Consider the following 15,574-nt stretch of genomic DNA (forward strand, 5'->3'; position numbering starts at 1 on the left):
GCGATTGCAGTCCGGCTCACGCTTGCGCCTCCGCCAGCGGCTCGCGACGGCGCCCGAAGCGCTGGCCGAGGCGGTCGAAGAACAGGTAGATCACCGGCGTGGTGAACAGCGTCAGCAGTTGACTGAGCAGCAGACCGCCAACCAGCACCAGGCCGAGCGGCTGGCGCAACTCAGCGCCGGAACCGGACGCCAGCATCAGCGGAATCGCACCGAACAGTGCCGCCAGGGTGGTCATCAGGATCGGCCGGAAGCGCAGCAGCGCCGCGCGGTAGATCGCATCCTGCGGGCTCATGCCTTGCTGCCGTTCGGCCTCAAGGGCGAAGTCGATCATCATGATCGCGTTCTTCTTGACGATGCCGATCAACAGGATGATGCCGATGATCGCGATAAGCCCGAGATCGTTGCCGGTCAGCAGCAAGGCGAGCAAGGCGCCCACCGCCGCCGAGGGCAGCGTGGAGAGGATGGTGATCGGGTGGATGTAGCTCTCGTAGAGCACGCCGAGCACGATGTACATGGTCACCACCGCGGCAAGGATCAGCAGCAGCGTGCTCGACAGCGAGGCGCGGAAGGCCTCCGCGGCACCCTGGAAACGCGTCTGGATTCCTGCCGGCAGGCCGATCTCCTGCTCCACCGCCTCGATCACCTCCACTGCCTTGCCGAGCGACACGCCATTGGCCAGGTTGAACGAGAGGGTCACCGCCGGAAACTGACCGATATGGTTGATCAGCAGCGGTGCGTTGCGCTGTTCCAGGGTTGCCAGGCTCGACAGCCGCACCGGCGTGCCGCCTTCGCTCTGCACGAACAGCTGCTCCAGCGCCTGCGGTCCGAGGCGGTTGCCCGCCTCCGCCTCCAGCACCACGCGGTACTGGCTGGCCTGGGTGAAGATGGTGGAGATCTGTCGCTGGCCGAAGGCGTCGTACAGCGCATCGGTGATGTCCGCGACCTGGATGCCGAGGCGCGCCGCCGCGTCGCGGTCGATGTCCAGATAGATCTGCAGACCATTGCTCTGCAGGTCGCTGGCCACGTCGGTCAGCTCCGGCCGCTCGCGCAGCGCCTCGACCAGGCGCGACGTCCACTCCTGCAGCAACTCGCTGTCCGGCGTTTCCAGGCTGAACTGGAACTGCGTGCGGCTGACCCGGTCCTCGATGGACAGGTCCTGCACCGGCTGCAGATACAGCTCGATACCCGGCACCTTTGCCAGCTCCGGCCGCAGGCGATCGATCACCTGGCTGGCAGTCAGGTCGCGCTCGCCGTGGGGCTTGAGGTTGATCAGCAAACGGCCGCTGTTGAGCGTGACGTTACTGCCGTCAACGCCGATATAGGACGACAGACTGTCCACCGCCGGATCGGCAAGAATCACTCGCGCCAATGCCTGTTGACGCTCGCTCATGGCGCGGAAGGAGATCGACTGCGGTGCCTCGCTGATGCCCTGGATTACGCCGGTGTCCTGCACCGGGAAGAAACCCTTGGGCACGGCAAGGTAGAGCACAACCGTCAGCCCCAGTGTGACGATTGCCACCACTAGGGTCAGCGTCTGGTGGCGCAGCACCCAGGTCAGCCAGCGCGAATAGCCACCGATCAGCCGCTCCACCCAATCGGGTTTCTCTTCTGCCGCGTGGGGTTTGAGCAGCTTGGCGCACATCATCGGGGTCAGCGTCAGCGAGACCACCAGGGAGATGAGGATGGCCACTGCCAGGGTGATGGCGAACTCGCGGAACAGCCGGCCCACCACGTCCTGCATGAACAACAGCGGGATCAGCACGGCGATCAGCGAGAGGGTCAGGGAGATCAGGGTGAAACCGATCTGCTTCGCGCCCTTGAGCGCCGCGTTGAGCGGGGTCTCGCCCTCCTCCAGGTGCCGCGCGATGTTCTCCAGCATGACGATGGCATCGTCGACCACGAAGCCGGTGGCGATGGTCAGCGCCATTAGCGTCAGGTTGTTCAGCGAGAAGCCGCACAGGTACATCACGGCGAAGGTGCCGACCAGCGACAGTGGCACCGCGATCGACGGGATCACCGTGGCCGACAGCTTCTTGAGAAAGACGAAGGTCACCATCACCACCAGGAAGGTGGCGAGCATCAGCTCATGCTGCACATCGGTGACCGCGGCGCGGATGGTCTGGGTGCGGTCGGTAAGCACGATCACGTCGAGCCCGGCCGGCATGCTGGCGGTCACCTCCGGCAGCAACGCCTGGATGCGCTCGACCACCTCGATGACGTTGGCGCCCGGCTGGCGCTGGATGTTCAGCAGCACGGCCTGGCTTTCGTTGGCCCAGGCGGCGAGACGTTCGTTCTCGGCGCCATCGACGATCTCGGCTACGTCTCTCAGGCGCAGCGCGGCGCCGTCCTGATAGGTCAGGATCAGCTCGGCGTACTCCTCCGGCGTCTCCAGCTGGTCGTTGGCGTCAAGCATCGACACCCGCGTCGGTCCATCGAAGTTGCCCTTGGGCTGGTTGACGTTGGAGTTGGCGATCAGCGAACGTACGTCGGCCAGCGACAGGCCATAGGCGGCCAGCGCTTCTGGATTGGTACGGATACGCACCGCCGGCCGCTGCCCGCCGGCGATGCTGACCATGCCGACGCCGTTGATCTGCGCCAGCTTCTGCGCCATGCGGGTATCGACCAGATCGTGCAGCTGCGGTAGCGGCAACGCATCGGACTTTACCGCCAGCGTCAGCACTGGCGTATCTGCCGGGTTGACCTTGTTGTAGACCGGCGGCGCCGGGAGGTCGTTGGGCAGCAGGTTGTTCGCCGCGTTGATTGCCGCCTGCACTTCCTGCTCCGCGATATCCAGCGCCACTTCCAGCGAGAAGCGCAGGGTGATGACCGAAGCACCGCCCGAGCTGGTCGAGGACATCTGCGCGAGCCCCGGCATCTGGCCGAACTGGCGCTCCAGCGGAGCGGTTACCGCGCTGGTCATCACCTCCGGGCTGGCGCCTGGGTAGAGTGTCGTCACGCGGATAGTCGGGTAATCGACCTGCGGCAGCGCGGCCACCGGCAGCAGCTTGTAGGCGATCAACCCGGCCAGCAGGATCGCGACCATGCTCAGCGTGGTCGCTACCGGTCGCAGGATGAACAGGCGGGAGATATTCATCGCGCCTCGCGCTCCGCGGCCTCGTCACCACCTAGGACCGGCTTCTCGGCCGCCTCCTCGGCCATTCGCTGGCCGCTCACGACCTCGACCTCAGCACCGTCACGCAGGCGGTCGGTGCCTTCCATCACCACGCGCTCGCCGACTTCGAGGCCCTTGAGCACCACGGTGGTTTCGCCGTTGGTAGGGCCGGCCTCTAGCGATCGCAGTTCCACCTTGCTGTCGTCGCCGACGACATAGGCGAAGGTGCCGCGCGAGCCGAACTGCAGCGCCGCCGACGGAATCAGCACGGCGTCGCGCAGGGTCTCCACCCGCAGGCGGACGTTGACGAACTGGTTGGGGATCAGCAGCTCCGCTTCATTGTCGAAACGCGCCTTCAGGCGCAGCGTGCCGGTGGTCGCATCGATCTGGTTGTCGATACTTTCCAGCACGCCCTCGCCGAACAGCACGCGTTCGCCACGATCCCAGGCCTGCACCGCCAGCTCGTCGCCCTGCCGATAGCGGGTCAGCACCGGCAGCAGGTCACCCTCGGGCAGGGTGAAGCTGATCGACATGGGCTGGGTCTGCGTGATGACCGCCAACGGCGTGGTGTCATTGGCCGACACCAGGTTACCTGCGTCGAGTTGGCGAAGACCGACTCGACCGTCGATGGGTGAGCGGATCTGGGTGAACTCCAGGTTCAGGCGCGCCTCGTTGACCGCAGCCTGATTCGCCGCCAGCGTGCCCTGATACTGGCTGACCAGCGCCTCTTGGGTATCCAGTGTCTGCTTGGCAATGCTGTCTTCGGCGTACAGGCCGCGATAGCGCTCGAGATCCACCTGGGCATTCTTCAGCTGCGCACGGTTCTGCTGCAGCGTGCCTTCGGCCTGTTGTAGCGCGACCTTGTAAGGCCTCGGATCAATCACGGCCAGCAGGTCGCCCTTCTTGACACGCTGCCCCTCCTCGAAGCGCAGTTCCACCAGCTCGCCGCCGACCCGGCTGCGCAGATTGACCGTGTTCAGTGGCGTCACGCTGCCCAAGGCTTTCTGGAACACCTCGAACTCGCCCTGCTCTACCGTCGCGACACGCACCGGAACCGGGCCGCCGAACGCGCCGAATCCCGGTCGACCACCCGGGCGCTGCGGGGCGTCCTTGGCAGCGGGCCATAGCCACCAGATCAGCGCCGCAATGGCGATGACGGCGATGATTAGAACCACCCAGCGAAGGCTGGAGCGCGTGGATGTGGGATGCGTCTCGGACATGAACGGAGTTCGCTTGAAAAGGAGCGTGAACCATAAGCAGTCGCGATCCGCTCGCAAAGTGCCTTTACGGCATTTTTACGTATCGGCATGTACACGATGACCGGTTCAGAGCCATGGGCCTGGAACCATGGAGCAGGTCTTAAGTCTATCTAGCGTTCCTCTCGCGGCCCGTGCGCGAGTGGAGCTCTGTGAGCAAGCCCCGCGCTTTGCAGCACGTCGAAATCGGACATTGTCGTGTCGTTCAACGAGCCATCGCCTCATCGATGGCCGGCATAGGATCAAGGAATGAATGCATCGCTGGTCATTCTGGCGCTCACCGTCGCCAGCTTTCTTCTCGGTTTTCTTCGCGATCTGTTCATCGCCCGCTCGTTTGGCCTCAGCTGGGAAGCGGATCTCATCTTCGTTGCGCTGATCCTGCCGCTGTTCTTCGAGAACTTCCTCGGCCTGGCATTGCGCGACACCATGATCCCTTACCTGCAGAAGCTGCGCAGCCAGTCGGAATCGCTGTTCGAGGCGGTCGCGCGCTGGCTCTACTGGCGTGTGATGCTGCTCGGTGCCGCCGCCTGCGCACTGATCGTGCTCTCCAGCTACTGGGTACTCAACGCGCTGGCGCCCGGTTGGACCGCCGAGCAGGTAGCCAGCGGTCAGCTGGTGTTCTGTGTCGGCGCACTGCTGATCGCCGTGCAAGCGGCGCTTTACTGCCAGGGCGCACTGCTGAACATGGACAACGTGTTCATCATGCCGATGACGCGCACGCTGCTACTCAATGCCGGGGCGATCGTCGGCATTCTGTTGTTCGAGCCCAGTGGCATGGTGATCTTCCTCGGCATGCTGCTGCCGCAGGTTGCGCTGATCATCGTCCAGCACCGGCGCATCCGCTACATGCGTGGCGAAGCGTTGCCGCTGGAGAAGGGACATGGCAGTCAGTTCGGACTGGCGTTCGCGCCAGTGCTGCTAGCTGCCGGGGCGCAGCAGGCATGCATACTCGCCGAACGCATGTTCGCCTCGTTTCTCGAGGAAGGCAGCATCACCATGCTTTCCTTCGCCTTCCGCATCGTCACCATTCCGCTGACGCTGTACGCCATGTCGGTGCTGTCGGTCTTGTTTCCGCAGTTTTCCTCAAGCTGGAACGACCAGGACCATAGCGGTCACGCCGCTGTGATCCGCAAGGGGTTGCTGGCGACGCTGTTGTTCCTCGTTCCTGCCGCAGTGGTGCTGTGCTCCTTCCCCGAGGCGGTAGTCTCGGTGTTGCTCGAACGTGGGCAGTTCGGCGCGGCCCAGACGCAGGCAACGGCTTCGCTGATGGTGATCTACGCGCTCGGCCTACCGGCGATGGGACTTGCCCTGCTGTGGGGACGGGCGTTGCTTGCGCAGCACCAGGCGCGTCTGTTCCTGGTCATTACGCTGATCAGCTCGGTCATGACCATAGCGCTGGATGCTGCACTCTATCGCCACTACGGCGCCGCCGGGCTGGCACTGGCCTTCACCAGCGGGGCCATGTTGCAGGCCCTGTTCATGGGGCTGTTCGTCTACCGCACCTCGCCCCGAGGCGCCGGCGTGGCCGTACTGGCGCGCTGGCTGGCGACCGCAGTAGCGCTCGCCGGGGCAGTGCATTTCCTGCCGCAGCCACAGGGCTTCGTCGAACTGTGCCTTTACATCGGGCTGGTGCTGGTGGGTTTCGCCGCAGGGGTCACCCTACTGGGTGAGCGTGATCTGTTCCGTCCGCGCTATTGGTCGATGCGCAAGGCCTGACAGACGCTCACCGTCGTCGCGAGCTGAAGTTCCAACGGCAGAAACGACAAGGCCGCTGCGTGGTGCAGCGGCCTTGTCGTCAGGACGTTCATGCTCACCCCCCCAGGGCGAGCATTCCCATGGTGCTGACGCAGGGCGTCGTCCAGCCGTCCGATGTGGCATCGGATTTCTGCGGACGCGGTCGGCGCTGCTCCATGACGATGTCCAGCGCACGACTGGGCAGGATATCGATATCGTCGAAGGTGATGATCTGCCCCGGCTCGACCGCACGCTTGAGCGCCGTCTTGCGTAGCAGGCCGATGGGTACGTGATCCGGATGCTCGGCGAGCTTGATCGCCTCGCCACGGAACTGGAAGCCACCGATTCCACGATCGATCAGCTCACCGGGCTTCATGGCGCGCTTGGCAATCGCCGCCACGCCCAAGGTCGGCTCGGTCGAGTTGTTGAGCAGCACACCGCCTCCGTCCAGCACGCGGCGCAGGGTCTTGCCCACCTCCAGCGAACACAGATGGAAAGGCCTGACCAGCGTATAGAACGGCCCGCGTCCCAGCTTGAAGTACTCGATGGCTCGCGCCTGATCCTCGTCGTGCCGCCCGACCAGGAATACGCCACCGGCTGGATAACCTGAGGGGATCACATAGTCGACGATCGGCTGTCCAGCGCGCTCGGCCATCATTCCCAGCAAGCTGGCGCTGTCGTCCAGATTGGTCGAGGCCAACCCTTCCATGCCCTGGCGGGTAATGGTCGCGCCAAGGCCGTTGCCGAGGATCACCTGTTCGATCTGCACCTTGGTGCCATCGGTAAAGGAGGTCGTCTGGTCAACGCTGATGCCTTGTCGATTGGCCCAGTAGGCCATGTCTTCGGGCGACGGGTCGTGGTTCAGATAGCCCTTCATGTTGCCGTAGACCATCGGCTGGAAGCCCATCTGCAGCGCATCTTCGCGCAACGCAGCGAGCGAGCCGGGCTGATCGCCCTCGGCTTCGGTGAGAAAACCCTTCCCCGCCAGGTAGGAACCCGTGGTGACCTGCAGCTCGGCGTTGACGGTCACCACCTGCAGCCCAGCCTCGAAGGCCCGTTCGATGACCGAAGTACCGTGAAAGACATCACCACTGCATTCGACGATCAGATCGGAATGATCGATCAGCTCGTCCAGCGAGTTGGTCAATGCCTCGGGCAGCGGAAAGTCAGTCAGCGAGGAAAGCGGGCGGCGCGTCAGGACGCGGGAGATCTGCATGTCCTGATAGTGCCGTTTGATCAACCGAACGATGCCGTGGGCAATCATTCCGGTTCCGGATATACCGATTCTTTTGACATCTGAGGTAGGCATAACTGAATCCATTCAATGGGCATCAGCTCTATGACAGCAGCCGCGCGAAAAGATTTTTAAGAAAAGCTGCCTAATTGCCATCTTTGTGGGCTTGCGCTCACCCTGAAATCCTCTGGTAAGCGACACCACGGAAAGTAGTTCGACCCCGATGTTTCCGCTAATTGACCTCGACAGGCGGTTTCACCTGTGCCGATTGATTTCTGTCGCCAAAAAAACGGCGAGCCCCTAAGGACTCGCCGTCGACTAGCCATTAGCGCGCTTCAGGCAAGTGAAGCGATAGCTGCCTCGTAGTTCGGTTCGCTGCCGATCTCGCTGACCAGTTCGCTGTGCAGCACGCGATCCTGCTCATCCAGCACGACTACCGCGCGTGCAGCAACGCCGGCCAGCGGACCGCTGGCGATCGCCACACCGTAGTCCTTGAGGAACTCGGCGCCCCGCATGGTTGACAGGTTGACCACATTTTCCAGCCCCTCGGCGCCACAGAAGCGCTTCTGCGCGAAAGGCAGGTCGGCGGAGATGCACAGCACGACGGTGTTCTCGAGCGCATTGGCCTGAGCATTGAACTTGCGCACCGACGTGGCGCAGGTCGGCGTATCGACACTTGGGAAGACGTTGAGGATCTTGCGCTTGCCGGCAAAGGCTGCCAGCTCGACGTCGGCGAGGTTGGCGCCTACCAGGCGAAACGGCTTGGCCTGCTGGCCGGCCTGCGGAAACTCGCCGGCTACCTGGACGGGGGTGCCTTTCAGGGTGACTTCTGTCATTGCTTCGCTCCTCGATGGGTGACACGAAAAGGCCGCGGGGCCATCAGCCCCACGGCCTGAAAGAGGGCCCGAGTGTAGCCTCGGACCGCCGATCGGTGAACCGCCATCTAGGGCGGTTACCGACCATTACCGGACATCAGCTGCGTGCGAAATATTCCTTGGTCAGCTTGACCACTACCGGACTCAGCAGCAACAGCGAAACGAGGTTGGGGATCGCCATCAGGCCGTTGAGGGTATCGGCCAACAGCCAGGCGAAGTCGAGCTGGGCGATGGCACCGAACGGCACCGCCAGCACCCAGATCACACGGAAAGGCCAGATGGCTCGCGTGCCGACCAGAAACTCCCAGCACTTCTCGCCGAAGTAGCTCCAGCCCAGGATGGTAGTGAAGGCGAAGACCACCAGCGCGATGGTCAGGATGATGCCACCGATACCCGGCATGGCCGACTCGAAGGCTGCCGCGGACAGCGCCGCCCCGCTTTCGCCGCTGGTCCAGACGCCGGTGCAGATGATCGCAAGGCCTGTCATCGAGCAGACGATGATGGTGTCGATGAACGTACCCAGCATGCCGATCATGCCCGAGCGCACCGAGCTGGTGGTGGTACCGGCCGCCTGAGCGATACCGGCGGTACCGAGGCCCGCCTCGTTGGAGAAGATGCCACGAGCCACACCGAAGCGAATTGCCGCCATGACCGCAGCGCCGGCGAAACCACCGGTCGCGGCGATAGGGGTGAAAGCGTGGGTGAAGATCAGATCGAAGGCTGCCGGAATCGCCGAAGCGTTGACTACCAGCACCACCACCGCGGCGATCAGGTAGGCCAGACACATGAACGGCACCAGCGAGGCGGCGACCACGCCGATGCGGCGGATGCCGCCAAGGATCACCAGCCCGACCACCACCATGGTCAGCAGCCCCGTCATCCAGAGCGGTACGGCAAAGGTCGTTTCCAGCGCATGAGCCATGCTGTTGACCTGCACCATGTTGCCAATGCCGAAGCCGGCCAGCCCGCCGAAGATGGCGAATGCGGTGCCGAGCCAGACCCACTTCTTGCCCAGGCCGTTCTTGATCGCGTACATCGGGCCGCCAACGTGCTCGCCCCGGTCGTCCTTCTCGCGGTAATGAACCGCCAGCACGACCTCGCAGTACTTGGTCGCCATACCGACCAGCGCGGTGCACCACATCCAGAACAGCGCCCCCGGCCCGCCGAGAAAGATCGCGGTCGCCACACCGGCGATATTCCCTGTCCCCACTGTCGCGGCCAGGGAGGTCATCAGTGCCTGGAACGGGCTGATTTCACCGGTCGAATCATCCCCCTTGGCACGGCCGCGCCACATCAGCGCAAAGCCTGTGCCGATGCGCGTAAGCGGCATGAACTTGAGGAAGATCATCAGGAACAGACCGGTACCGAGGATCAGTACCAGCATGGGTGGGCCCCAGACGAGGCCGTTTACGGTATTGACGAGGTTGTTCAGAAATTCCATTCGAGCACCTTATTTCTTATAAGCGAGTTCCCTCGCGTTGGGGGCGCGCTACCGTGGAGCCGTTGAAAAACATGACGCTTGTGGCGGTGGTTTTTCAGCGACCAGGTACCGACGACTCCGATCCGCCTCTGGAGCTGGTAAGCGCTGAGGTCCGCAGCGCTTTGCAAGACTCGTGCTAGAGCGTTGCGCGGCGATGACCGCGACGGTCGGAAGCGTGGATGCTACCACTGCATTCGCTCGTTGGGCGCGGGGCAATCGCGCCAGATTCGATGATCGAATCGACGCAGGAACCAGACCGAACGGTCAAACCCGGACAGCCCGCGCCCGCCGAATAGCGAATGGCAAGCAAAGCGAACTCAGCGTAGCCCAGTCTGGTGCGCGCGCCAGTGGTCGCTGGCGCGCTTTGGTGCGGCTGTTGCCATATCAGATCGATCAGCCGGGTAGAACAGCGCAGCAAGGCGACGGCCGCCCTGCAGCCACGCCGTGCCTGCGTTCAGAAATTGCGGCGGTAGAAGATGTCCAGCGAACTGGCCAGACCGCTGGCCGCCTCGAGAAAAATCCGCCGCGTCAGTTGATAACGCAGCGCGATGGTATTGGACGGCTCGAACACGCCGACGCCGTAGCGCAGGGCCAGGCGTTCGGTCAGTCGGCCGGTGGCGACCACGCTGGTGCTAGCACCCGTGCCTTCTGTGTCCAGCTGGAAATCCTGAATGCCCAGGCGTTGCGCCAACCCGCCTGTAATCGATGAGCTGCCAGCCAGGCCAAGGCCCAGCGCCGCCTGGGCCAGCAGGTTGCTGTCCCCGGTATCGGCGCCCAGCGGTCGCCCCAGCACCAGATAGGCCAGTGCCTGCTCCTGACTCATGGCAGGTTCGGAAAAGACGTCGATCCGCGGCTGTTCGGCGCTACCTGTGATGCGCAGGCCGGCCACCACGTTTTCCGCCTCGATCCGGCGGATCGCCTCGATATTGAGGAACGGCTGGCTGATCAGGCCGGTGAAGAGCAGCTCGGCACGCCGGATAGTCAGGCGCTGACCGTAGGCGCGATAGCGGCCGTTCTTCAGCTGCAGCTCGCCGCGCGCATCCAGGTTGTCACCGATATGCAGGTAGCCGGCGAGATCCGCGGTCAGGCCGAAGCCGGAGAAGCGCAGGCGATCCTGTCCAACCTCGACATCGATATCCATCTTCACCGCCAGCGGCGTAGCCTCCTCCTCGGCTTCACGACCGACGATCACGGTGTCTTCGGACACCTTCACCGTCGACGGCGGCAATTCACGCACCGTGATCGCGCCCCGTGGCACCTCGACCCGACCACTGACGGCCAGTTGCTGGCCGCTCAGAACGATGCGCAGGTCAGGCTCGACTTCAAGGTCGGCGTAAGGCTCAACCACCACCGGCAGGCGACTGCCCTTGATCGCCAGGTCCAGATCCGTTTCGTTCCGCCAGTCCAGTGCGCCGCTCAGGCTGCCGCGCCCCTGTTCGCCGGCCCGCCAGTTGCCGTCGATGTCCAGTCGCTCGCCCTCGATCAGCATGCGCGCCCGCAGGTCTTCGAAGGTCGTCGGCAGCTCATTGCCGGCGACCTCCCCGTCGCTCAACAGCAGCTGGCCATTGAGCGTCGGCTGCTGCAGGGTGCCGGCCAGCTGGCCACTTCCGTTCAGTTCGCCGCGCAAACGCTCGACCATCGGCACAAACGGGCGCGCCACCGAAAGATCGAGACCACTCAGGCGAAACTCGCCATCGATTGGCTTGGCCGCAGGCCGCGGATCGATCTGCAGCTGCACGTCCAGTTCGCCCAGCTCACCGCCCTGAAAACGCAGCTGGCTGTCGATTCGCTCCGGCAGCAAGCGACTGTTCAGCGCCAGGGTCTGATAGGGGAAGTCGTGCCACTCGTCCGCATCGCGAATGCGCAGCACGCCGGGGCCGGCGTCGACCTGAACCCGGCCATTGGGTCCGCCAGCGGGAAGGTCCAGCTCGATATCGGCATTCAACTCGCCCTGCCAGCGGAAATCTTCGGGCAGATACTCGGCCAGGGTCTGAAGTGAGAAATCGCGCAGGCGATAGCGAATCTGCGGCTCCGGCAGCAGGCGCTGATTCTCCGCACAGAGGCTGGCGGGCCCGGAGCGCCAACAATGCGCACCGAATTCCAGTCGGCCATCGGCAAAACGCTGCAGCGTGGCCGGCTGTTGCAGGGCCCAGTCCTGCTGCTGCGCGCTGAGTTCGCCACGCGTCAGCCGGCCAAGCCAGTCCTCACCGCGCCACCCGCCATCGAAGGCCAGCGCCAGGTCTAGCAACGGACCCTGTAGCTGCAGCTCGGCCTGATGCCGCTCGGCAGTGCCTTGGGCATTGATCCGCAGTGCTCCAAGATCGGTCTCGCCTGCGCGGATTCGCTCAGCATCTAGCGCCAGCCGACCGCGCTCCCCATCGGATAGCTGACCCTGCAAGCTGAGGCGACGCAGCCGATTGTCCTGATAAGCGAGGTTGCGGCCGCTGAGCTCGAGCTGCCCGCTCGGCGCCGCTGCGGTTCCCGCCAGCGTGACCTCGCCGTTCACCCGCCCTCTGAGATCGGGCCACAGCTGTGCCAGGCGGCTCAGTTCCAGTTGCAATCGACCATCCAGCGTCTGTGCCCAGGTGCCGCTGCCGTGCACGCGGTTATCGCCCATGCGCAGGTCGATGACCGGCAGGTTCCAGCGTTCGCCTTCGCCGTTGGCCTGCAATTGCAGGCTGGTGTTCTGGCCGCGCAGGCGCCCGGCGACGTCGAGGCTCGCCTCGGCCTGCAACTGCTCGTCACGCAAGGCGCCCTGGCTTTTCAGCGAACCGCCGAGATTGCCCGGCAGCTCGGCCAGCCAGTACGCCGGATCGAGCTCGCTCAGCGTCAGGTCCGCTTTCCAGTCCACGCCCTCGGCGAAGCCGACACTCAACGACCCCGTCGCACTGCCCTGCCCGGCCTGCAGTTGCAGTTGCGGTAGATGCACGGCTTCGAGATTGCCGCTGACCGGGCTGTTCAAAGTGAAATCTCCGGCCGGGCCGGTCATCGCCGAATCGAAGTTGCCGAGGTAGTTGCCATTGTCGTATTGGATCTGCGCGTTGAGTTCGCGCAGTGTCACCGGCGGCTCCTCGATCGCCGGGTAGAGCCGTCGCCAGGGAAAATCGCGCCACGCCAGCTCGGCATTGGCGACCAGGCCGTCTTGCCAGGCGATGTCGCCAGAAAGGCTCACCCGGCGCTGCTGCCCGGCATCCAGCTCGAGCACGTCGATCTGTGCGCCGCTTGGGTTGACTATGCCTTCGAGCGCCAGGCGCACGGCACCGCCCTCGCCCGGCAGCCGACCGGTGCCGAGCAGGCGGTAACCATCTTCCATATCGCCGGTCGCGGTGAGTTCCAGTTCCTGCAGGCGCAGGGTTTCCGGCAGATCGGGCACTGCCTTGAAGCCGTCTGCGGTGAGCCTGATGGTCGCCGGCAATCGCTCGTCCAGCGCACGAACCTGGCCGCTGAGCGTGCCGTCGAGATAGCCCTGACTCTCGACCTCGAGTTGCAGCTGCTCGCGCAGCTCGCCCTCGACCGCGAGCTGCAGAGCCCACGGCTGCTCGTCAGCAGGCGGCTGCAGCGCTGCCTGCCCCTGCAGCTGCAGCGGCCAGGCGCCGCTGGGCTGCAGTCGGCCAGTCACTGACAGGTCCACATCCGCCCTGCGCACGTCGAGGCGCTGGATGTCCAGGCCATCCGCACGCCAATCTGCCTGCAGATACAGGTTTCGCACCTGCTCGCTTTCATTGAGCGTCACCCGGCCAATCTCAATGTGTTCGACTTGCAGCGCCAGCGGTAGATCGAGCTCAGGCAAGCTGAAGGGCTCCGCCGCCGGGTCAGGCTCGCTGGGCGGGAAGCTGAGGTCGATGTCGCCGGTGACCAGCTCGTCGATGCACAGCGTGCGCTTGAGCAGGCATGCCGGCGACCAGGCAAGACGGGGCTGTTGCACTTCGACGCGACTGCCGTCCTGCTCCCAGATCAGCCGCTCGGCCTGCCAGCGCTGGCCGAGTCGGCCTTCGAACGCTTCGACCGTCAGCCCCGGCACCTGCCCCAGCAACCAGCGGCTGCCGCTGGCGGTGCCGAGCAGCACGGCGGTGACGATGAGCACGAGCAGTATCAGCCCAAGCAGCGTCCAGCCAAGCCCACGCAGTACCCGCATCACAGCTCCGGCCCCATGGAGAAATGCAGGCGGACGCCACCGTCACCATCCAGCGGGTGGGCGACGTCGACGCGAATCGGGCCGACCGGTGACACCCAGCGCACACCGACGCCGACAGCACTCTTGAGCGTGGGAATTTCCAGCGAGTTGAATGCATTGCCTTGATCAAAGAAGGTGGCGACACGCCATTTCTCGCTGATCGAATACTGATACTCGGCGCTGACCGCGAACTGATAGCGGCCGCCTATCTTGTCGCCATCGGAGTTGGTCGGTGACAGGCTCTGGTAGTCGTAGCCGCGCACGCTCTGATCACCACCGGCGAAGTAACGCAATGAAGGGGGCACATTGACGTATTCATCCGTCCAGTTGCCGCCTAGTTGCACGCGACCGAGAAAGCGATGCCGCTTACCCAAGGTGGTCAACCCGCGTAGCTGGGCATTGGCGTGGATCAGATCGGCGTCCGACAACAGCCCCGCCTTGGCCGCGGCCAGCTCGAACTGCAGGCGATAGCCATGGCTGGGGTCGATACGGTTGTCGCTGCGCAGGTAACTGTAGGCGACACCGGGCATCAGCAGCGTGCTCAACCCTGAATCGTCGCCGAGGCGGTATTCCTCGTGCTGCCATTTCAATGAGAGCACCCGCAACCAGCCACTGGGCAGCTGGCTGTGCCACTCGGGGCCGACCCTGAGCAAGCGGCTGAGGCTGTCGGTGCCGGCGATTTCCTCATACTGATAGCCGCCGACGAAGCGCAGCTTGTCGGTCAACGGTGGGTCGAGGGGAATGTCGTACCAGAGGCCGACGTTCTGCCTTGGCGCGGACAACTCGGCCTCGGCGCCGTAGCTGTGACCTTGCGGATTGACCCAGTGGCGTGTCCAGTCCAGGCGGATACGCGGCCCAACGTCGGTGGAATAGCCGAGCCCGAGCCCGAAGGTTCGCGGCTTGCGAGTTGTCAGACTGACCGCGACGGGGATCCGCTGTTCGCGAGCACTGGTGGGGTTGGCATCGACCCGCACACCCTCGAAATAACCGCTGGACTGCAGCGCCTGGGTCAGTTCGGCGATCAGCTCCGAGTCATAAGGTGTATTGGCCTCGAAAGGCACCATGCGCGACAGCAGGTCGTCGTCGAATGGCGCATCGCCTTCGAAACGCACATCCCCCAGCCGGTAACGCGGGCCGCTGTCGAACACCAGATCGATGTCCGCGATGTTCTCCCGCGGATCGACCGCCAGCCGCTGCTGAGTGAAGCGCCCGTCAAAATAACCGAAGCGCGAAGCCTGATTGAGGAACTGCTGTTTCACGTCCTCGTAGCGGCCGTGATTGAGCACATCGCCCTGACGCAGGCTGCGCTGAGTGACGCGAAAGCCCGAAAATTCCGCCGCCGGCCCTTCCAGCCGCACATTGATGTTGCGTAAGCGCACCGGTTCGCCGGTCCGCACCCGCAGCACCAGGGTCGGTTCCTCGCCCTCACGCACGTCGGTGCGGATGCGGCTGCGGTAGTAGCCCAGCGCTTGCAGGGCTTTCTCTGCCTGACGCTGCGCCACCCGGCTGTAGCGCAGCAACTCGCGCGCATCCCGGTCGCCCAGGTCGCCGATGTAGTTCTCGACATTCTCCCGCAGCGCCCGGTCTTCCGGTTCGATCCGAACGTCCAGCTCGGCGGCGACGGCCTGAACGCCGCTCAACATCAGGATCGCAATTGCGGCTACCAGCAGGCCGATTCGGTTCGATTTGCGCATGGCGCGCAATGCTAG

The 15,574-nt window shown here is 64.3% G+C and carries 8 protein-coding genes; 1 reads left to right on the forward strand and 7 read right to left on the reverse strand.

Going from position 1 to position 15,574, the window contains the following annotated elements:
• Positions 1 to 16 precede the first annotated feature (16 nt).
• Positions 17 to 3,094, reverse strand: coding sequence for an MdtB/MuxB family multidrug efflux RND transporter permease subunit (locus tag NAO55_RS06240; protein WP_102841055.1), 3,078 nt, complete (start codon positions 3,092 to 3,094; stop codon positions 17 to 19).
• Positions 3,091 to 4,332, reverse strand: a complete 1,242-nt coding sequence (locus tag NAO55_RS06245; protein WP_102841054.1) for an MdtA/MuxA family multidrug efflux RND transporter periplasmic adaptor subunit — start codon at positions 4,330 to 4,332, stop codon at positions 3,091 to 3,093. Before NAO55_RS06245 ends, NAO55_RS06240 begins: the two co-directional genes overlap by 4 nt.
• Positions 4,333 to 4,617: 285 nt before the next feature.
• Here NAO55_RS06245 and murJ point away from each other — a divergent pair, with 285 nt between their 5' ends.
• Entirely contained in the window at positions 4,618 to 6,084 is a 1,467-nt protein-coding gene (gene murJ, locus NAO55_RS06250) for a murein biosynthesis integral membrane protein MurJ (protein ID WP_063542217.1), read from the forward strand.
• A 94-nt stretch (positions 6,085 to 6,178) separates the two neighbouring features.
• Here murJ and NAO55_RS06255 read toward each other — a convergent pair whose 3' ends face one another.
• The 5 genes from NAO55_RS06255 to NAO55_RS06275 all read right to left on the reverse strand — a co-directional run bounded on the left by NAO55_RS06255 (position 6,179) and on the right by NAO55_RS06275 (position 15,508).
• The gene (locus NAO55_RS06255; protein ID WP_063542215.1) at positions 6,179 to 7,366 is read right to left on the reverse strand and encodes an NAD(P)-dependent oxidoreductase; all 1,188 of its coding nucleotides are present in this window, start codon (positions 7,364 to 7,366) and stop codon (positions 6,179 to 6,181) included.
• 305 nt (positions 7,367 to 7,671) lie between these two features.
• On the reverse strand, positions 7,672 to 8,172 hold the full coding sequence (tpx, locus tag NAO55_RS06260) for a thiol peroxidase (protein ID WP_102841053.1): 501 nt from the start codon (positions 8,170 to 8,172) through the stop codon (positions 7,672 to 7,674).
• 136 nt (positions 8,173 to 8,308) lie between these two features.
• Positions 8,309 to 9,652 carry an alanine/glycine:cation symporter family protein gene (locus NAO55_RS06265; RefSeq protein WP_063540516.1) on the reverse strand — a complete coding sequence of 448 codons (1,344 nt, stop codon included), beginning with the start codon at positions 9,650 to 9,652 and terminating at the stop codon, positions 8,309 to 8,311.
• A 493-nt stretch (positions 9,653 to 10,145) separates the two neighbouring features.
• Complete coding sequence (locus NAO55_RS06270) at positions 10,146 to 13,826, reverse strand: translocation/assembly module TamB domain-containing protein (protein ID WP_102841052.1); 3,681 nt, start codon at positions 13,824 to 13,826, stop codon at positions 10,146 to 10,148.
• Positions 13,826 to 15,508 carry an autotransporter assembly complex protein TamA gene (locus NAO55_RS06275; RefSeq protein WP_232244597.1) on the reverse strand — a complete coding sequence of 561 codons (1,683 nt, stop codon included), beginning with the start codon at positions 15,506 to 15,508 and terminating at the stop codon, positions 13,826 to 13,828. Before NAO55_RS06275 ends, NAO55_RS06270 begins: the two co-directional genes overlap by 1 nt.
• Positions 15,509 to 15,574: the final 66 nt, after the last annotated feature.

It is taken from the genome of Stutzerimonas frequens (assembly GCF_024448335.1).
GTDB classification, from domain to species: Bacteria; Pseudomonadota; Gammaproteobacteria; order Pseudomonadales; family Pseudomonadaceae; genus Stutzerimonas; species Stutzerimonas frequens.